General features: G+C 43.1%; 22 protein-coding genes. 4 read left to right on the top strand and 18 right to left on the bottom strand.

Going from position 1 to position 18,107, the window contains the following annotated elements:
* Window positions 1–26: 26 nt before the first annotated feature.
* From HHK01_RS06865 to HHK01_RS06800, 14 genes are all read right to left on the bottom strand, one after another.
* A complete protein-coding gene (locus tag HHK01_RS06865) occupies window positions 27–1,664 on the bottom strand; it encodes a YceG family protein (protein ID WP_170007083.1) in 1,638 nt (545 codons plus the stop codon).
* Window positions 1,665–2,120: 456 nt separating this feature from the next.
* Window positions 2,121–2,915, bottom strand: a complete 795-nt coding sequence (locus HHK01_RS06860) for an HAD family hydrolase (RefSeq protein WP_170007081.1) — start codon at window positions 2,913–2,915, stop codon at window positions 2,121–2,123.
* Window positions 2,912–4,000 carry a cysteine protease StiP family protein gene (locus tag HHK01_RS06855; protein ID WP_170007079.1) on the bottom strand — a complete coding sequence of 363 codons (1,089 nt, stop codon included), beginning with the start codon at window positions 3,998–4,000 and terminating at the stop codon, window positions 2,912–2,914. Before HHK01_RS06855 ends, HHK01_RS06860 begins: the two co-directional genes overlap by 4 nt.
* On the bottom strand, window positions 3,997–5,220 hold the full coding sequence (locus HHK01_RS06850) for a phosphoribosyltransferase family protein (RefSeq protein ID WP_228027689.1): 1,224 nt from the start codon (window positions 5,218–5,220) through the stop codon (window positions 3,997–3,999). Before HHK01_RS06850 ends, HHK01_RS06855 begins: the two co-directional genes overlap by 4 nt.
* On the bottom strand, window positions 5,177–6,289 hold the full coding sequence (locus HHK01_RS06845) for an HpcH/HpaI aldolase/citrate lyase family protein (protein ID WP_170007076.1): 1,113 nt from the start codon (window positions 6,287–6,289) through the stop codon (window positions 5,177–5,179). The genes HHK01_RS06850 and HHK01_RS06845 overlap by 44 nt, the downstream gene beginning before the upstream one ends.
* A gap of 69 nt (window positions 6,290–6,358) precedes the next feature.
* Entirely contained in the window at window positions 6,359–7,138 is a 780-nt protein-coding gene (locus HHK01_RS06840; protein WP_170007075.1) for a TerC family protein, read from the bottom strand.
* Window positions 7,139–7,170: 32 nt separating this feature from the next.
* A complete protein-coding gene (locus tag HHK01_RS06835) occupies window positions 7,171–7,752 on the bottom strand; it encodes a TerD family protein (protein ID WP_170007074.1) in 582 nt (193 codons plus the stop codon).
* A gap of 92 nt (window positions 7,753–7,844) precedes the next feature.
* Window positions 7,845–8,432, bottom strand: coding sequence for a YpjP family protein (locus HHK01_RS06830; RefSeq protein WP_170007073.1), 588 nt, complete (start codon window positions 8,430–8,432; stop codon window positions 7,845–7,847).
* A 377-nt stretch (window positions 8,433–8,809) separates the two neighbouring features.
* Window positions 8,810–9,247 (bottom strand): BrxA/BrxB family bacilliredoxin, encoded by a 438-nt coding sequence (locus HHK01_RS06825; RefSeq protein WP_170007072.1) that lies wholly within the window; start codon window positions 9,245–9,247, stop codon window positions 8,810–8,812.
* 7 nt (window positions 9,248–9,254) lie between these two features.
* Window positions 9,255–10,397: a conserved virulence factor C family protein gene (locus HHK01_RS06820; RefSeq protein WP_170007071.1), complete on the bottom strand. Its 1,143-nt coding sequence runs from the start codon at window positions 10,395–10,397 to the stop codon at window positions 9,255–9,257.
* Between the two features lie 63 nt (window positions 10,398–10,460).
* Window positions 10,461–11,219, bottom strand: a complete 759-nt coding sequence (locus tag HHK01_RS06815) for an HD domain-containing protein (protein WP_170008697.1) — start codon at window positions 11,217–11,219, stop codon at window positions 10,461–10,463.
* Window positions 11,220–11,241: 22 nt separating this feature from the next.
* Window positions 11,242–12,909, bottom strand: a complete 1,668-nt coding sequence (locus tag HHK01_RS06810) for a formate--tetrahydrofolate ligase (protein WP_170008696.1) — start codon at window positions 12,907–12,909, stop codon at window positions 11,242–11,244.
* Window positions 12,910–12,932: 23 nt separating this feature from the next.
* Window positions 12,933–13,640: an AIM24 family protein gene (locus tag HHK01_RS06805; RefSeq protein ID WP_170007070.1), complete on the bottom strand. Its 708-nt coding sequence runs from the start codon at window positions 13,638–13,640 to the stop codon at window positions 12,933–12,935.
* A 54-nt stretch (window positions 13,641–13,694) separates the two neighbouring features.
* The gene (locus tag HHK01_RS06800; RefSeq protein WP_170007069.1) at window positions 13,695–14,396 is read right to left on the bottom strand and encodes a class I SAM-dependent methyltransferase; all 702 of its coding nucleotides are present in this window, start codon (window positions 14,394–14,396) and stop codon (window positions 13,695–13,697) included.
* A 98-nt stretch (window positions 14,397–14,494) separates the two neighbouring features.
* Between HHK01_RS06800 and HHK01_RS06795 the strand changes: the two genes are divergently transcribed.
* Window positions 14,495–14,680, top strand: coding sequence for a DUF3892 domain-containing protein (locus tag HHK01_RS06795; RefSeq protein WP_170007068.1), 186 nt, complete (start codon window positions 14,495–14,497; stop codon window positions 14,678–14,680).
* Window positions 14,681–14,733: 53 nt separating this feature from the next.
* Here the strand turns inward: HHK01_RS06795 and mntR are convergent, their stop codons facing one another.
* Window positions 14,734–15,150: a transcriptional regulator MntR gene (mntR, locus tag HHK01_RS06790; protein ID WP_170007067.1), complete on the bottom strand. Its 417-nt coding sequence runs from the start codon at window positions 15,148–15,150 to the stop codon at window positions 14,734–14,736.
* Between the two features lie 499 nt (window positions 15,151–15,649).
* Between mntR and cspD the strand changes: the two genes are divergently transcribed.
* Window positions 15,650–15,850: a cold-shock protein CspD gene (gene cspD, locus HHK01_RS06785; RefSeq protein WP_170007066.1), complete on the top strand. Its 201-nt coding sequence runs from the start codon at window positions 15,650–15,652 to the stop codon at window positions 15,848–15,850.
* A 35-nt stretch (window positions 15,851–15,885) separates the two neighbouring features.
* Here cspD and HHK01_RS06780 read toward each other — a convergent pair whose 3' ends face one another.
* Both HHK01_RS06780 and HHK01_RS06775 read right to left on the bottom strand, forming a co-directional pair.
* Window positions 15,886–16,104: a zinc-finger domain-containing protein gene (locus HHK01_RS06780; protein WP_170007065.1), complete on the bottom strand. Its 219-nt coding sequence runs from the start codon at window positions 16,102–16,104 to the stop codon at window positions 15,886–15,888.
* Window positions 16,097–16,750, bottom strand: a complete 654-nt coding sequence (locus tag HHK01_RS06775; protein ID WP_228027727.1) for a reverse transcriptase-like protein — start codon at window positions 16,748–16,750, stop codon at window positions 16,097–16,099. Before HHK01_RS06775 ends, HHK01_RS06780 begins: the two co-directional genes overlap by 8 nt.
* 358 nt (window positions 16,751–17,108) lie before the next feature.
* On the opposite strand from HHK01_RS06775, the gene HHK01_RS06770 reads away from it, so the two are divergent.
* Window positions 17,109–17,498, top strand: coding sequence for a reverse transcriptase-like protein (locus HHK01_RS06770; RefSeq protein WP_170007063.1), 390 nt, complete (start codon window positions 17,109–17,111; stop codon window positions 17,496–17,498).
* Between the two features lie 54 nt (window positions 17,499–17,552).
* On the opposite strand, the gene HHK01_RS06765 is transcribed toward HHK01_RS06770, so the two are convergent.
* Complete coding sequence (locus tag HHK01_RS06765; protein WP_170007062.1) at window positions 17,553–17,858, bottom strand: DUF6123 family protein; 306 nt, start codon at window positions 17,856–17,858, stop codon at window positions 17,553–17,555.
* A gap of 107 nt (window positions 17,859–17,965) precedes the next feature.
* On the opposite strand from HHK01_RS06765, the gene HHK01_RS15750 reads away from it, so the two are divergent.
* On the top strand, window positions 17,966–18,091 hold the full coding sequence (locus HHK01_RS15750; RefSeq protein ID WP_265575559.1) for a hypothetical protein: 126 nt from the start codon (window positions 17,966–17,968) through the stop codon (window positions 18,089–18,091).
* The last annotated feature ends 16 nt before the right edge of the window (window positions 18,092–18,107 follow it).

Genomic DNA, 18,107 nt, shown 5'->3' with positions numbered 1-18,107 from the left:
GTTGCTTCCGTATTCGTCACCAATCATCACCTCGTGAATTTTTTCATACCCCACGTCATTTTCTTTAGAAATGACGGTTCCTTAAATGCTTGATCAAACACAACATCCTCCAGCCAATGAACATCAAACAGCTCGTCATCCAAATGAGGCTCAATATCGTTATGACCCGGTGGATTATATAAAAAGACGTCGATACCCATCTTCGAAAGAATTCGCAAAAGAGCTGCATCGTGTCTTGATAGCGTTCCATTTTGCTCATTGTTATAAAGGACGAGCTTAGGTACTGCTTGAGAATAATCAAACTGTTGAAGCATACGCATCATCTCATCTGGAATGTGCATTGCTTGTGTGAAAAGGAACACTTTCACGTCTTCATCTGTGTCAGAGCCTTGTTTTGCAAATTTCGGATCTTGACAAACATCCCGAATGATTTCGGCGAGACCTTGTTGCAATCCTTCTGCTAGGTGCTTGTACTGCCAATAGTGCGCTTGACGCATTTTCTTAGGAGAAAGCTTGCCAGAACGATCGAGCGCATGTTGGTAGTGATAGCGGAAATCACTAGTAATCGTTTTGGAAAAAGGGAATTTTTGTACGAGTAAAGAGGGCTCTAGTGCTACAATATCGTGCAGGCGATCCCAATACTCTTTACGATCCTTGGATACACCTTGAATTTTCACAAAGACACTAGGTATGTGAACCTCGCCATTTTCAACATGGAAGTTCGGACGGACAAACGCTCTCTCTTTTGTCATAAGAAATGCCTCGTCATACGTCGTGCGTAATGTGATGGCCTTCGGTGTGTATTCACGAAACTGCCAAGGTTTGTACAATGACGATTGCTCATTGTGTAACACACGATCCATTTCTTGGCTCGCCCTATACGCGACAGTAGCTTTCCTTTGCCTTTTCTCTGTAGGAAATGGTACTTCTTCATCATCTCGTTCAGGAAATGTTTGTACGTAGCTTTTGTCTGGGAACCACTCCAGTACGTCTACACCTCCAGGATGAACAGTGACCACATCGCACCCGATATAGCATAAGTAAATAAGAAAATATTGCTGACTTTTTGAAGCGTCTCCATACCAAAGAATATGAGGCATGCGCTCTTCAACAGAAATATCGTCGAGCATTGGAATAGCATGGTTTGCCGTCCACTTAACAATATCAATCCAAACTCTTCTAAAAGTGTCTGCTTGAAACCCTAATTGCTCTTGTTCTTGAAACGTATGCAATGTTTTGATTAACGCCGTTCGAAGACCTCTATGGATAGCAGGATGACTATGCTTAGGGAGAAGACGTTTTCCATCTGCAAAAGCAATGAGGCGGTTTATTGACAAGTTCTGTTGACTAGCTGTTTGAACTAATTCTTGTGCGTGTTGAAATTTTTGAGGATCAATCGTACGATCTAACCGCTTATCGTCAAGTATCGTTATTCCATATTCGGGTAATGAGGAAAACTCTAGCAGATCATTATAATACTGATCTACGTCGAGTGGGACGCCTAGCACGCGAACAAGAAGTTGACTTATATGAAGTGTTTGCCCCGATAGTTTAAAATGTGGTCTTTCTGAAAAAGGTTTTATTAACCAATCTTTCCATTGTGTTTCATCATGAATAGAAAGTGGTTTCGGGTCAAATTGCCCAATGGATTGTTCATTTGCCATCTGTTCCCAATCCCCTTTTACATTCTGCTTTATTCACTTTAGTGTACCATACGTCAAAATTGTTTGGAAACAGTTTACTCTGAGGGCCCAACGATGTGGGTCAGAAAAGGTTCGCTCACAGGCCGTGAGTGGCTATACGTTGGGCCCATGGACAGTGAGGTTTTAGTAGAGATCCATTACTAGGACGTCACGGTATTAGCCTTTCATTCTTTAGTAAACAACTACAATCGTCACCAAAAAGGCCCCTTTAGAATATACAGACAGTAATTCAGTTTGAAAGGGTGTTCTTTATGAGATGGCGCTTTCCACGTGGAACTAGAGAAGAAGCCGAGGTGGTGCAGTCCGTACTTACGAGCGGAAGATGGATTCTGCTAGACTTAATCGTATATAGTGCCATTATCGGATGGCTCCTTTCTTCGAAGTTATCATTCTGGCTTACTTCACCGATTTTTTATGCTACTGGTGGTTTATTGTACTTAGTTCTTCGTCGTTTTTTTCAAGACGATTCAGAAGGTATTGCATAATCTCCTCCCCAGCAAGCGGACCTGTATGATTTGTTACGGAGAGATGTGGTTGTTGATTCGCCCACCGTGCAAGTTCTCCATGTCTAGGAACGATCCCACTTGAGGCAATGCTTAGCATATCCTGATCAATCCAAGAGTCACCCGCTACAAGAATAGTTTGTAAGTTTAATTTTGATTGGATATATTCAACAGCACGCCTTTTTTCACAAAAATACGGTAAAATGTATAGGCGATTTCCGTGTGGCAAACAACGATACCCGTATCTTTGCACAAATTCTTGTAACCTATCAGTCTCTTCGACCACACCGTCCCCTTTTACTGTTATATAGATTCCGGACACGATCCGCGCTTGTCCGTATCGTGGCAGTTTCATCATCCCGCAAAGCTTTTCGGGAGATACTGTATTACCCCACATTTTATCTGTAATCTGTTTATACTGTTCTTCTACGGTACCTCTGCGGTATAGCTCGCCCCCGTTCACACAAACAACGTACGGAAACGCATACCGTGAGAACGGTTTCTGTAACCGAGTAAACTGATCCAGGGAACGGGCAGTAATAGGAATAATATGATGATGATATTGTGAAAGAAGAGTTGCCACATTCTGCGTTATAAAAGAGGTAGCTCTTTCTGTTTCTTCTATACGAACCAACTCGTCATGAGCCTCTGTTTTTCTAACCCATTTTTTTGAATAGACGATCGTTCTATCCAAATCGATAAAAATCATGTGTTTGCACCTTCTAAAGGTTGAATCAACCCTACAGCGGCATAATGTCCAGTATCAGTTTCAATTACATCTACCTGTTTTTCTTTAGCAAGCTGTAAAATGTGCTGCACCTGTGGTGACGAGGCATTATTCACCAGAACTTTCCAAGGGACTCTCCGTAATAAAACACGTGTCGTTTCACCAATACCTGGTTTGATAAAATGAGCAGTTGGCAACCCCCACTCTTTCTGAAGTTTATGCACAACGTACTCACCTTTGAACGACATCTTATCAACTTGATCCGTCACTTGCGGCTGTACAGCTGAAAACCAATTCGCAATTTCCTGAATATACCCATTTGTGACGTCGTACTTTTGCCATTCCTGATAAACTTTTACTCCATGATAATCATTCGGTGCTAAAAATTTCTCATTCCATATCGTTCGACTAAGCAAACCAGTAACCGTTGCATTTAAACATGCATGGGGAAGTAACACGTCTCTTTCCGTTCCAGAAACGGACGCACACCTCCCAGGGTCTGCTAATACAGCAAGGTCCGAGGAGATAGCGGGCGTATACCGTTCGTTCCAAAAGTTACACGCTTTTTGTAACTCTCTCGTTATCGTTCCTTTTCCTGTCCATCCATCAAAAAACTGTAGCGGAAGACCGGGGTGTGCCTCTACAATCGTATGGATGGCATTCTCATCAAGACCCCGATCTCGTAAGATGGATACTGTATAGTGAGGGATGGAAGCGCCCCATGCTTGCTGAATATAACGCTTAACGAGCACCCCAGCTGGTGTACCTGCTCGCGCTAAGCTCACAAGCACAAAGCGACCCCCATACTTGTCCCAAAGATTCTTCGCACAATTTGCGACGAGCTGTGCTACTTGTTTCCCTTCACGGCGAATAGCTTGTTCAAAAATAATCGAATACGTCTCAGTTGGAAGGGTCTCTCTTAAGAGTGTTTCGCTATAATGGGACGTTCCTAATTGGATCCCTCGCTCTCGTTTCTCTCTCGTTTCTTCAACCGAGGCATCGGACAAATCAGTCAACAACACCGTGCAGTCTTCTGCGGAAAAACTCGTGTGAGTAAGGTTTTTCATGTAAGTGACCCCTCTTTTTCCTTTGCGAGTGTGTATACGTGTACATGCTCAATCCCCAGCTCTTTGCACGTTGCAACGACACTTTGCACATGTGCTGGGTAGGGCATTGTCTCGAGTAATAGGAAGAGCTCATCGTACATCCCTTCTCCTACGTTATACACGTATTCAGTTAGCGACTCTCCCTCTATAGAGTCAAACTGTAAGCCATGTCGAACAGCGTAATCTGGCGTATCTCGAACTAATATAGGGCTCCTTGTCGTCGATTGCATTACAACACCTTCACCCATAGAAAGAGCAATACGCATTGGCAGGTACATAAATTCCCCTGTACCGAGAACTAGCGTTTGACTTCCCTTCCGTTTTTCCCGCAAACACTCACCTACTTGATGACACCATTGGTCCACTCGAATTTGATCTTCACTTGTCAATCCAAAGCGTCCAGTTTCCCTTCTACGCGGGAGGTTCGTCTCGTCTAGCGGCAGTGCATGTAGGGAAGAGAGAGACGATACCTTTAGTACAACATCCGAGTGTGTTGAGCACTTCTCCCACTGTGGATCCGTATCGGTTAAATGGCCAATTTGTTCGCGCTCTCCCTTCAATAAGGTAACTGTATCAATTCGACAACCTAATTTCGCTTCTAATGCAATAAACGCTTCTTGTTCGGGTGCAGTTCGCCAATCCAATAAACTAGCTACAACATAATGCTTTCGAGGGATTTTGTCGTGTAGTGATTGTATCGTGTTCATGATTGTGTTCCCGGTTGAGATTTCATCATCTACCAACACGAGCGGTCTATCAAAATGGAAATGGGTTTGCGTTGCGTAAACGTCATGGCGCGTTGCATGAGAGTGCTCTTCTTCAAATGAAAAAAGTGGTGTCACATTCGGAAAGCGCACGCGGGTAGAATGCAAAAAACTCGCATTTTCAAATTCTCGAAAGACAGCGTGCGCAAGTCCTGTAGCTGTTTCTGCGTAACCGAAGAAGGAAACAGGGGTATGTGGCTTCCATCTCGTTTTTCTTTTGGAACAAGGAAGAACTTCAGCAACTTTATTCGCTAGCTGCGAAGCAAACTGAAAAGCAACAGCTGGATTTACTGCGATATGCTTTCCAATCACTTTACTCACAAACAAATAAGCACGTTTTGGATTTTTTCGTGCCGCCATTTGAAAAAGTTGGTCAGGTGTGTAATGTAGCTCGTCCGCCTCTAGGTGTAACTTCATTTGTAAGGAGTCGACGACTTTGTAAGTCAAGGACCTCATTGGCAAATTGTTTATTCGATACATGGGGTTGCAGCACTCCAAAAAGATAAGATTTTAACAATGTTTCTTCTGCCCAGCCTCTATGCGGGTTCGTCTCGTTCATTTTATTCCCTGAAGCACTCTTCATCACACCACCTTCACCAGGTGCTTCAACGATTTGAACAGCATCTTGGTACTCTTCGTAAGAAATCGCTTGATAGGCAAGAACAGGTAACGCTTGGGAAGGATGAATAATCGTTTTACCAACAAATCCATTCAAGTGATCGAGCGCAATTTCATCACAAAATGTATCAAAGGTACGAGACGTCGACAAAAAATGTTCAAACACAGGGGCGGTGACAACAAATGGAGATGTTGGTTGTCGGAACTCACGCAATACAGCTGTTAACACATCGCGTACAACAGCTACATCGTATATCGTACGCGTATTGGGTCTACGTATCTTATAAGCACCACTTAGATCTGTACCACCTACTCTAACAGCAAGCACTTGCTCTTTCGCGTTAAGAAGTTGAACATTCATGTCATGTAAAAGTTCATCACGCCAGAGAGGATGTGTCAAAGCAACAGATTCCAAAATTGGCATTGTTACCCAATTGGTGTTAGAGAGAATAGACAACACTTGCTCCCCATCTTCTAGCGACCACTTTGGATACACAACCCCGGTAAATACCTGTTGTAAAACAGGATCTTCTACCAACTTACGAAGCTGCTCTAAAGAACGCACACGTAAAAATAGAGGCAGTCGCTGCTCTTCAAGTTGGGCAAGTTTTCTCGCTTCAACTCGTACAGCTTGCTCTGCTGCAGGTAGATCAGCATCTGAAATTGCATCTTCTAGGCAAACAACAGCACTCGTGCACCCTTTTAGTTCGAGAGAGGCTAGTTTCGATGACCACTCTGGGAGTAACGCAGGGAAATAAATAGTTGCTCCTAGGGAAAAAGCCTTCTCGACTTGGGATGAAGGAGAGCGGGGAGTCTCCAAAAGCCATCGTTGTTGTTCACTTTCAGTTAAAAACGAAAACCTCTTCACAAGTGCCAGCTCCATTTCATCATGGTAAGAGAAAAGGGAACGCCCGATATCGGTTGTTCCCTTTTACAGTTATCCTTCGCTTTGAACTGCCTTTTTAGCACGCACATTGTGCACAATAAATGTAACAATAAAGGAAACTGCAACGATCACAAAGAATGCTTCTTTTGGTACTTCAATCTCAAACACCGATATGAACATTTTTATAGCAATTAAGAAGATAAGCACATAAGACGTAGTTTCTAATTCCGGAACTTTGTCGATTAGTTTTAAAAACACACCGGCAATTCCACGCATCATGAGGATACCTAACATTCCACCAACAAGAAGCACCCAAATTTCGTTACTAATGGCAACAGCGGCTAAAATAGAGTCTACTGAGAACGCAATGTCCATTAGTTCGACAGCAACAACTGTTCCCCAAAACGTGCCGAACATGCGGATGAGGAGCCCTTTTTGGTTCAACCCTTCTATTTCCTCTTCTCCATTTTCAGCGTTTGCCTTTTCTTTACGCTTATCAATGAAGTACTTGATCGCGATCCAAGCTAAGTAGGCACCACCTAAAACTTTCACCCACCAAAACTCAATTAAATAGACCGCCATCCCGATGGCTAAGAAGCGGAAGAAGTAAGCGCCTAGCAACCCATAAAACAAGGCTCTACGACGTTGTTTCTCAGGTAAATGTTTTACCATCACTGCTAAAACGAGTGCATTATCTGCTGAGAGAAGACCTTCTAAAATCACAAGTGTCCCGATGAGTCCCCACGCAGTCGGACTCGAAAGCGCCTCCACCCACATTTCCCAATTAAAGAACTGGGCATACGTATTTAAAATACTTTGTATAATCTCCATGAATGTTTCGTCTCCTCCTAAGTTGCTAATCTCTATTGGATATCTAAACCAAAGTCAATCGCTAATGCGGCGAGTCCACCTTGGTAGCCACTCCCAACAGCACTAAATTTCCATTCACCGTTATGACGGTACAATTCGCCTACGACAACGGCTGTTTCAATAGAGAAGTCTTCAGCCAGGTCATATCGGATTAACTCTTCCCGAGACTCTTTATTTACGATCCGCACAAACGCATTAGAAACTTGCCCAAAGTTCTGTCCACGAGCAGCTGCATCGTGGATCGTGATACAAAAAGCAATCTTCTGAATCTCTCCTGGTACAGTGGATAACGACACTTCAACCTGTTCATCATCACCGTCACCTTCTCCTGTGCGGTTGTCCCCTGTATGCACGATAGTACCGTTTCCACCTTTTAAGTTGTTATAAAAGATGAAGTCCTGATCTGAACTTACTTTTCCGTTTTCTCCGAGCAAAAATACGGATGAGTCTAAGTCGAAATCAACTCCCCCATCGTACTTGTTCGTATCCCAGCCGAGACCGACGACTACTTTAGTAAGTCCTGGGTTCCCTTTTGTTAAATCTACTTTTTGACCTTTCGCTAATGAAATTGCCACTTTAATTCCACATCCTTTTTCAATTTATTTTTTTAGAATTATACACATTTTGTCGGGTGGCTATCCGTTTGGACAAGCGACTTCTTTTCACTCTATTGTAACCGATTTTCATTCCATTCTGGGGGGGTGTTTTGATCCCAAAAAATAGACCCCAGATCATAATGATCAATGAACCCATCATCTGCTTTATGGTAATGAAAGTTAAACCAGTATCCTTCCTTTGGTGGATGATCACGGCGCACGTGAAAACGCAGGACGTCCTCTCCAGTCTTTTCATCGTAAACGTGAAACAGCTTTTCGGAACGTTTTCCTCCTTGCTTCGTAGAAATAGCCAGAATGGAAGCATCCATTTCACTAGTTTCCTTTCGTATGACTTCTTCTATGAAAGGTAGTATGAGTGTTTGAAATTCTTCGTCGATTTTTTGCTGAATACGAGGGCCAAACTTTGCTTCGGCTCGTATTTGTGCAATAGAAAGTAACGGCTCGTATGGATCTGCCTCCGTCTCCAGTTCTTGCTGGGAGAACACATCCGGCATAGACACTTCAGTCTGTTCTGCTCTTTTTTTCTGTTTTAACTCTTGTGAAACGTCGTACTCATCAGCAAACGAAGGAGTCACTGTTCCAAACGTCAGTACAGTCACGAGTGCAACAATCGACTTCTTTAACCACTCCTTTTTCAATGGTCTCCCTCCTTCAAAACAAATAGGCTATTTCACTAGTATACTTGATGTTTACGGACATGTAGCAAAATGGTTTCATTTTTCAAGAACATTTCACATCTTCATGAGCTTTTTCTTGAAAAATTGTTCTTCATTATCCAACTATGGTAAAGTAGAAATACTTATAGGACTTATTTTTCATGAAGGAGGATGTGAAAATGGAAGCCGTCGATTGGGCCTTTTTCATCAGTTCACTTGTGATGCTTGCAGCTTTCGTTTATTTGGAAATTACGGACTAACATCTTGGAAGAACGAGGGCATTCGCTTCCGTTCTTTTTTCTTTCCGTTGAAATAGGGTTGACCCTTCTTGAAGTCAACCCTTCGATTCGTTCCTTACATTACTCACAATGCTCATCAAATGTTCGAACAAGACGTTCAAAGATCGCTTCTACTTCTTGTCCTTCAATCTCTTCACGCGGAACAAAGTGTACTACCTCATTCCCTTTCAAAAGCGCCATAGACGGTGAGGATGGCTCATAATCTCCAAGAAGTTCACGCATTTTCCCTGTTGCTTCACGGTCCTGACCCGCAAACACCGTCACAAGGTGATCAGGTGTATGCTTTGCATGACGCACCGCATGAACAGCTGCAGGTCTTGCGAGTCCGGCTGCACAACCACATACAGAGTTGATCACGACAAAAGTCGTCCCAGACACTTCCTCAAAGTACTGCTCGACAGCTTCTTCTGTTGTGAGCTCTTCAAAGTCATTTTGCGTCAACTCTTGGCGCATCGGTTGAACTAGTTGTCTCATATAATCTTCATATGCCATCGACATGTTTTCTTCACTCCTTGTGTTCTGTTACTTGCTTTCTCGCTTCAGTCATTTGCTTCCAAACGGATCCTTTTGCTTCCTGTCCCCCAGCTATACGTTCTATCGCTATTTGGACTTGTAAGCTAACCTCAAATTCTGGATCGTCCTTAGCAGTTTCGAGAGCAGGAAGAACCGATTCATCTCCCACTTCATACAAGAACATAGCAGCACGCCAGCGAACGAGCTTGTTTTTGTCTTGTAAAGCTTTTGCCATCTCATCCATCGCTTCAGGAAATCCTAAGTCACTTAAACAGTCACCAGCAGTTCTTCTGACTGTAACGGTCTTGTCTTGCAGACCTTTATATAGATAAGGGAGAACGCTTCGATCTTCAATCATTCCTAAATAAACGACAGCAAGACGGCGAATGGATGCTTTTTCGTCTTCTAAAGCTTTCTCTAGTACCGGTAAATCGTCCAAAGTAGGATCGTCCATTTGCTCTAATTTCTCGTAACGCTTCTTCCAATCCTCACTATCTAAATCTTGTGGCGTCAGTTTCAAACGCTTTGGTCTGAGCGCCTCTTTTGCATCAGGGTTCTTCGCAAATCGAACGAGTCGTTCCAATCGCTCAGACGGATAAGACGCTTCCACTTCTTCCACGCAATCCCGCCCAATGTTTTCTAGGTCATCTCCGAAACGTAAGCCTTTTTCTACCCATTTTCTAAGAAAGACAACATTGTCCCCGTCAAGTTGCGCCGCCATCATCGACTGCTGAAAGCGATCCGAAAGAGCAAATCGCTTTTCCTCATCAGCCGACTGTAATTTCACTTGAATCGGGATGTCCTTAAACGTCAATACAGATACTTGAATTTCGCCAAAGTGTTCGTCAACTTGCTGGCTTGATTCTGTTTCTGCTACATTTTCACCAAGAGCTTCTCGCACTTTAGGAAGAATCTCCTTCCAATCGTGCTTCGGATGGCGTTCGACAGCAAGAAAATCTGCCACATGATAAACGCCTGTAACGCCATCAATGGCAAGGATTCCTTGAATGAAACTTGGTGCTTCCTCGACATCCTTTGCTTTATAATTATAATTTTTTCCTGCCGATAAAGCTTCGTCCAACAAGATCTTCATTGTATTTGGGCTTGGGGTCGGTTCAATGGATTGTATTTTCATCCTCGTCCGCTCACTCCCTTCCAGTTCTGTCCGCATTGTAACATATTATTGATCGAACTGCCTTTAAACGTACTTACTCCCTATGAATTGACGCATTTTCTCAATCGTTTTTTGCTCCTTATTGAAGATCGAACCGTCTACAGTCCATTCCTGTATAAAAGCCTCAACGAACTGCTTCATCATATCATGACGGGATTGGGCTAGCTCTTTTGCAGTTTCCGTGTGCATCCGATCCTTCAGAAGAAACAACTTCTCAAAGAAGTGATGAAGAGTAGAAGTTTTGCCAGTTCGGTATGCCGCTTCGGTCATGTTGTCCCGAATCGGGAGTTGGGGTGCAAACATCGGGTGTCCTTTCGCACCTCCATAGGCAAACGTACGTGCAACACCAATTGCTCCGATCGCGTCTAATCGATCAGCGTCTTGTACAATTTTTGCCTCAATGGTTGTTGGTGGGATGCCATGCCCACCTTTAAACGAAATACTGTCGATCTGTTTCTGGAGCTGCACACATTCTTCATTAGAAAATTTGTGTTTATATAAAAGGCTCAGGAATGCTTGCTCCGCCTCTTCCTTACCGCCTGTGTACAGTTTTTCATCCAGTACATCATGCAGGAGAGCGATTAAGTAAACCGTATGCAGATCTCCCTGCTCCTCACTAGAACGTATTTTTTCCGAGAGGGCTATAACGCGCGCTATATGAGCCCAATCATGACCAGAGGCATCTTTTTCATGGAACACACGCACTTCGTTTTCTAATGCATGGTAGTCATTCAAATTTTGGTTCACCTCGTTAAAAAACTCCTTCCACGACCACTTTGACATTGGAGAACGCAGTTGAATCCATTTAAAATAACCCCTCAATTTTTCCATCTGACGACACACTCATCCCGTAGGCTGCAGGCTCTTTTGGTAAACCAGGCATCGTCAAAATATTTCCCGCGTAAGCTACGATAAAACCAGCCCCTATAGATGGCTTCAACTCCCGAATATGGAGAGTAAACCCTGTAGGCCTGCCTAGTGCTTTCGGATCGTCAGACAGAGAATTTTGCGTTTTCGCCATGCAAATAGGCAAGTGTTCGCAACCAAGAGCCTGTAGTTGCTTCAGATCTTTTTTTGCTTTTGAAGAAAGCTCTACAGTAGCAGCACCGTATACTGTTTTTGCAATTTTTTCAATCTTCGTGAGCACGTCATCTTCCAAGTGATACAAACGTTGGAATTGATTTGTACGTTCACAAGCCTCTACTACTTTTTTTGCAAGTTCTGTTCCGCCTTTTCCGCCATCAGCCCATACAGTAGTTGGTACAGCGTCCACGTTCATGTCGGAGCACAGCCTTTTTATTTCAGATAACTCATTTTTATGATCGCCTTCAAATTGATTAATAGCGACGACAGCGGAGAGTCCGAACGACTGCATCGTTTCTAAGTGCTTCTTCACATTCTCAAAACCGTTTTGGATCGCTGCAATATTTTGTTCCTTCACAGAGCTAAGTGGGACACCACCTTGAAACTTCAAAGCGCGAGTTGTCACGACGAGCACGACAGCGGACGGCTTAAGATTAGCCTGTTGACATTTAATATGTAGAAATTTTTCAGCACCAAGATCTGCTCCAAATCCCGCTTCTGTAACGGTATACTTGGAGAGCGCTAAAGATGCTTTTGTCGCTTGTACACTATTGCACCCATGCGCAATGTTGGCGAATGGACCTCCATGAATGAATGCAGGTGTTCCTTCTAATGTTTGAACAAGGTTTGGTTGAAATGCGTCTCGTAATAGTACAAGCATAGCGCCGTCTGCTCCAATATCTTGAACGGTTACAGGATTTCCCTGATACGTATAAGCTACGATGATTCTTTTTATACGTTTGGCTAAGTCTTGAAAGTCGTCTGCTAAGCAAAAAACTGCCATTACTTCCGAAGCTACAGTGATATCAAAGCCGTCTTGGCGAGGTATACCGTGAAGCGGTCCTCCAAGTCCAATCGTAATTTGACGGAGGGACCTGTCGTTACAGTCAAGAACACGTTTCCACACAATACGTCGTGGATCTATACCAAGCGTATTTCCTTGATGTAAATGATTGTCCAAAATGGCTGCGGCCGTATTATGTGCGGTAGTAATAGCGTGCAAGTCGCCTGTAAAGTGCAAATTAATATCTTCCATCGGTACGACCTGGGCGTAGCCACCACCAGCAGCACCACCCTTTAGACCCATAACAGGTCCGAGCGACGGTTCTCTAAGGGCGATTGATGCTTGTTTTCCAATGACATTCAATGCATCACCTAAACCAACAGTGACAGTAGATTTCCCTTCCCCAGCCGGTGTTGGATTCATTGCTGTTACTAGAACAAGCTTCCCCTTCTCTTTTGAACGAAGGCTATCCATAGCTGATTTTGTTAGTTTCGCTTTATAACGTCCGTAACGCTCAAGCTGCTCTTCTGTAAGTCCACGTGAAGCAGCAATTTCCTCGATTGGTTTCAGCGAGTGCTGTTGTGCTATTTGTAAGTCTGGATTCATAGACATTCCTTTTACCTCCTCTGTTATGACCTTGATTGTTCGCTCATATACACTTCTTCATAAGGCTGGACGACGACAAATCCATTGCCTTCAAATTTCATTTGGACAGAGTCACCACTTCCTCTGCCAAAGAACGTTTTTAGTTGGATGTCTGTCACAAACTCTGGTTGCAATTCACCTGACCAAAGGACTGTGGCATTGGGATCAGTGAAAATGGGTTTACCGGGCGTAACCCGCAATGTAAGTGGGTCATCGAAAGAGGTAAATGCCATCATGCCAGGACCTTCTAAACGGATTGAAAATAAGCCGCCTGCCATCATCCCCGCTACTTTTCTCATCATTTTAATATCCCAAGAAACGGTCGGGGCAAAGGCAAGTAGATCGTTTCCATTAACGACGACAGCTTCATCTTGTTCTAAGTCTAAAATCGTAATTTTCTTTCCAGAGTCAGCCACATAAAGCTTCCCGTGACCAGAAGCCTTCATTAAGGCAGCTCCTTCACCAGAGAACGTCTTTTTCAAAAACTTTCCTACCCCATGTTCCAGTATACCTTCACGAGTAAACTTAATAGAGCCTGCGTAAGCTACCATAGATCCCATCTTTGCCCACACGTAATCTTGCAAATTGATCTCCAGCATTCTTTGTGTTTCAAGTTCAAAAAACGAATTTTTTTCTGGATTTTCAACGGTGGCCTGTAAAAACTGTGAAGTGCGGTATTTTTCAGAAGACATAGCCGATTTACTCCCCCTTATTTGCTTATGTACTACTTGTTTCAAAACTGCTACTCAACAATTTTCCTTTGTCCGTTTCGCCAATAGTAGCCACGAAAATGAAACAGCCTGTTGTAGCAAAACAGGTAATTGAGCTGCCTTTTCACCAGAGAAGGCTTCTTTCCAAATTCCCTGCTGTGCTACAATTTTCCACCCTGTTTGTTCCAGTAGCTGTCGCCACTCCCATGGCATCATTGTATTACAAATTGCCTTTTTTTTCATAAGTCTGTTAAAACTATTTGTCCTAGGTCCTGCTGTAGGTCCTAAAATTGATGTGCACAGCCAACCTCCAGGCTTCACCACGCGGTTCATCTCTTCTAACACATCGATTGGATGTTCAACCCATTCAATCGAGTTAATCGCCATACACCCGTCAAAGGCGCGTTCTGAGAATGGCAAACTCGTGCTACTTCCAACTTCAAAAGAATTTCGATTTCTGGATAAACCCGCTCGGTTCAAACGATCCTTTGCCAACTGAATCATTTCACTTGAAATATCGATACCGGTAACTGTAAATCCTTCTTCGGCGAGTAGCATGCTCCCCATCCCATCTCCACATCCTACATCGCATACGTGATCATTTCGTTCAACATGGTTAAGTAGAAAAGGAACGATCGTTTTACGACTTCCTGTGAGCCACATTTTTTCAGAACGTTGTGCCCAATCGTTTGCTCGCTCGTCCCAAGCTGCTTTCGTCAATTGCGTCCAGTCTTCCATAGCCAATTCCTCCTGTTCACGTGTAATATTTTACCTATTTTTGGACACACTATCACTACAAAACAAAATCTATCGTCTCTATTAGAGGAGGGTACGAATTGGAACAGATCGTGGCCGTTCAACGTCATCAAGGACAGGTTGTCGGCTTCCAAACGGACAGCGGAAGAATCATCTCGTATCGAAAAGCCATTTTAGAGGCCGAACAAGGTGATCTAGAAGGTGTCTTTTTACAACAAACAGTCGGCTTAGATCATTCGTTCTCTCATTTACCAACGCTACCTTAAATAGATGCACCAAAGGGGCTTCTCTACTTTGAGAAGCCCCTTTGGTTTTTTAGCTATTCCACCTGTTCACGAATTTTCTCTAAGGCAGTTTTGTGCTGTTCACTTTCTTGTAAGTACAGCACAAGATCGCCAATTCGGTCTATGGAATCCCAGCTTAAATGATGTTCAATACCTTCGACATCTTCATAAATATGCTCTTCTTTTACCCCGATGACACGCAGAAACTGTTCCAAAAGTTCGTGTCGATCTACAAGACGTTTGCCAATCTTCTGCCCTTTTGAAGTGAGCATAAATCCACGATACTTTTCATAAACAAGGTACTCATCTTTGTCAAGTTTTTGAACCATTTTCGTTGCCGAGGAAGGATGAACCGATAGAACTTCGGCAAGGTCGGATACTCGTGCGTACCCCTTTTGATTTATAAGTAAATAAATTTGTTCAATGTAGTCTTCCATACTAGGTGTTGGCATACTGCACCCTCCCTGCTATGTATCATATCAAGTGTACTATAGCGTAGAAGGATGGACAAGGACAGGAAGTGTTCACCAAGCGATCCCAAGGAACTCCTATGAAAATAAATGTTATGTAATTGTCTTACGTTTGGATTTGTGTGCGGAATTATTCTAGATGTAACTCCTTGAGTGTGGATTTGCGCGGGAATAGACTGGATTCATGCCTGATTGGATTTTAGTGCTCATCCGCCGGTTCCAGGCCCGAATCATGCTCGACCAACCTAGGCGATCGTTTTCCCCAAAAAAACATCGGCTGTTTTCACATTAAAGAATTTAAAAATATGCTATCGCCCCTTACTCCTACCTTGACTTTCCATCTAAAATTGTGTATAGTATAGCTATCACGGATGGGATATGGTTTCGTCTTATCCAGTTGGGTAGTCACCGTACTTCTTGTTCGATGATAATATGAATGAAGCACGTCTGCAGTGCTGTAAAGGTTTAGGAGGATTTATACATGCAAAACGGTAAAGTAAAATGGTTTAACAACGAAAAGGGTTATGGTTTCATCGAAGTAGAAGGCGGAGACGATGTATTCGTTCACTTCACAGCAATCGAAGGCGATGGCTACAAGTCTTTAGAAGAAGGTCAAGATGTTTCTTTTGAAATCGTTGAAGGAAACCGTGGACCACAAGCTTCTAACGTCACAAAATTATAATCTCTTACCAAAAAAAACCCGAAGGCTAGCATTTGCTAGCCTTTTTTTGATGCGATTTTTAATTGTTTCCCCGTCATTTGAAGCTGCTGACCAACTGTACAAGTCTCTATACAAAATCGGTGTGCTCTCTTTCGACCCTTTTCTTTTCGGAAGGTGGAGCGTACAAGACACCCTTCACAGTACGTATGCATAAGGTCTTCAATATTTTCAAGAGCCACATGACGCTCGATAGCATCCACCTTCTTTCTACTCATTTTCTAATTCTATCGTAGCATAAATGTCTTGCCCCTCTAAAGCTCGTTTAGCAAGACGGTGTGCGGAATCGTTGTCGGCACGGGAAATGACTTTCCAAACAGGTCTAAGCGCTTGCTGCTGAACAAGTTCTTCTATGCGATCGAGCCAGTCGCACAGCTTAACATCATAGCAAGGGTAGTCTCCTTTTAGTTGCAACATGGCTCCCTTAGCGTCACTGTGTACGGTGCCCGCTACCCCACGAATTCCCTCTAACTGCATCCAGCGAAAGGCTTCGTAAATGGCAATGTACTCTGCTTCGGAACTCGTTTGAACGCGGCCTATATGTGCACTTTGACGGTGACGGTGTACGGAAGTGGATGTCACCCATTCCACTTCAAAGCCGTATGCCCCTTCATAATTCATTGGCGAGAAGCTTCCGTCTGTCCATATGGAAAACTGTTGAACGACATCCTTCTGCTGACTTTGTGCAAGGAATTCCTTGTATGTCCATGTCATTCCTGTTTCCTCAATCAGTTGAAGCGTGTTGCGGTCAAAGCGTTCTCCTGCTCGAAAAAGTGCTTGCTTTGCATATTCTATAGCAAACCAATCTGTCTCTACTGTCACAAACTTTCCTTTTGTTAACTCGTATTGAAATTGGAGCTTCACATCCAACTTGAGTTCCTTCTTTCTCAAATAGCTTCTTTGTAGCTTAACACAAATACATTGAAGTACTCACGGTTTTTCAAGGGGCGGAGTTACACAGAATCCTAACATTATGTCAATGATCCTATTGGAGAACAACTTAGGATACTTTATTTCTAAATGATTTGGGGCTTTACTCGCACCGCCTTGATCACAACTAGACTGCTTTGGGATAAGTTCACACGAATGGTTGAGTGCTCAGCTCATGAATGTTTTCTATGTGTAATGAGAACAGCTCATACTTACTATTATTATTGTGCACACTTCTTTAACACATGCTATAATAACGAAAATTTCTATCACGAGAGGGAGCACACTATACATGATGCTTACTTGTACTGTAGATGCCTCATTTGATCCAAAAACAACGAAAGCGAGTGGGGCATTCGTTTGCAAACAAGAAGGTAAAACAACGGAAGCATCCTTTGCTATAAGTGCCCAAAATAATCATGAGGCAGAGTGGGTAGCACTACTGGAAGCATTAAAAGTCGCAAAAAACCTAGCACCCTCGACATTATTGATCGTGATGGATTCCTCACTTGTCGTAAATGCGATAGAAAAACGCTATGTAAAAGCAGCAGGTTTCCAAAAATGGCTTGCTACTTGCCTAGAGCATTGGGATACATTCCCGCTCGTTTTTATCAAATGGGGGTCGCCAAAGGAAATGAAAAGAGCGGACACATTGGCAAGAGAACATCTTTATAAACAATGAAAGCAGTTCACTGGCCTACAGTGACTGCTTTTTACCTTTCATTGGCGACGATGATTATTGAAGAATTTCCGTTTGGACTAGGTGATGAGTTTGCATAAATAGAAATGCCTGTTCTTCCGATTGAGTTTCTCCCTGTACAAACTGCTCTAATAAGTTGACGTAAAAACTACCATCAAACGTTCCCTGTAATTTAACGGTCCAAGTAAATGCAATGAGTACTTGATTATCGGTCGCATTTGTAGAGAGTTTCCCGAAATATAAAAACTCTCGAACTTCTTCTCCAAAACGGAACCCTTTGTCGTGCAATTGACGTAACTTCTCTTCAATAGGGTCGCTTTCTTCAGTTGAAAAATACCGCATCGTGATGTAGCTCCCTCTCAGCCGAAAAAATTATTTTCCTTTTTTCGACATTTTTCTCTAAAAATCAATTTATTTGGTAAAACTATAAAGCGTGGAGGTGAAAACACATGGCAAACAACCAAAACCAACAAAAACAACAACAACAACAAAAGAAATATGGCGCAGAATTCGCTGCTGAACAACCACAAGCGAAGCGTCAACAGCAACAAAAGCAACAAGGTAAGCAGCAATAACTAGACATCATGCTGG

The organism is Bacillus fonticola (genome assembly GCF_012955605.1).
Classification (GTDB): domain Bacteria; phylum Bacillota; class Bacilli; order Bacillales; family JC228; genus Bacillus_CG; species Bacillus_CG fonticola.
The sequence above is the reverse complement of the archived record's forward strand: the minus strand, read 5'-3'. Positions and strand labels throughout refer to the sequence as shown.

Bases quoted from the DNA above. Each gene is read 5' to 3' on its own strand.
- HHK01_RS06865 (WP_170007083.1), bottom strand. From the start codon at position 1,664: ATGGCAAATGAACAATCCATTGGGCAATTTGACCCGAAACCACTTTCT.
- HHK01_RS06860 (WP_170007081.1), bottom strand. From the start codon at position 2,915: ATGATTTTTATCGATTTGGATAGAACGATCGTCTATTCAAAAAAATGG.
- HHK01_RS06855 (WP_170007079.1), bottom strand. From the start codon at position 4,000: ATGAAAAACCTTACTCACACGAGTTTTTCCGCAGAAGACTGCACGGTG.
- HHK01_RS06850 (WP_228027689.1), bottom strand. From the start codon at position 5,220: ATGAAGTTACACCTAGAGGCGGACGAGCTACATTACACACCTGACCAA.
- HHK01_RS06840 (WP_170007075.1), bottom strand. From the start codon at position 7,138: ATGGAGATTATACAAAGTATTTTAAATACGTATGCCCAGTTCTTTAAT.
- HHK01_RS06825 (WP_170007072.1), bottom strand. From the start codon at position 9,247: ATGTCGATGGCATATGAAGATTATATGAGACAACTAGTTCAACCGATG.
- HHK01_RS06820 (WP_170007071.1), bottom strand. From the start codon at position 10,397: ATGAAAATACAATCCATTGAACCGACCCCAAGCCCAAATACAATGAAG.
- HHK01_RS06815 (WP_170008697.1), bottom strand. From the start codon at position 11,219: ATGTCAAAGTGGTCGTGGAAGGAGTTTTTTAACGAGGTGAACCAAAAT.
- HHK01_RS06810 (WP_170008696.1), bottom strand. From the start codon at position 12,909: ATGAATCCAGACTTACAAATAGCACAACAGCACTCGCTGAAACCAATC.
- HHK01_RS06805 (WP_170007070.1), bottom strand. From the start codon at position 13,640: ATGTCTTCTGAAAAATACCGCACTTCACAGTTTTTACAGGCCACCGTT.
- HHK01_RS06800 (WP_170007069.1), bottom strand. From the start codon at position 14,396: ATGGAAGACTGGACGCAATTGACGAAAGCAGCTTGGGACGAGCGAGCA.
- mntR (WP_170007067.1), bottom strand. From the start codon at position 15,150: ATGCCAACACCTAGTATGGAAGACTACATTGAACAAATTTATTTACTT.
- cspD (WP_170007066.1), top strand. From the start codon at position 15,650: ATGCAAAACGGTAAAGTAAAATGGTTTAACAACGAAAAGGGTTATGGT.
- HHK01_RS06780 (WP_170007065.1), bottom strand. From the start codon at position 16,104: ATGAGTAGAAAGAAGGTGGATGCTATCGAGCGTCATGTGGCTCTTGAA.
- HHK01_RS06770 (WP_170007063.1), top strand. From the start codon at position 17,109: ATGATGCTTACTTGTACTGTAGATGCCTCATTTGATCCAAAAACAACG.
- HHK01_RS06765 (WP_170007062.1), bottom strand. From the start codon at position 17,858: ATGCGGTATTTTTCAACTGAAGAAAGCGACCCTATTGAAGAGAAGTTA.
- HHK01_RS15750 (WP_265575559.1), top strand. From the start codon at position 17,966: ATGGCAAACAACCAAAACCAACAAAAACAACAACAACAACAAAAGAAA.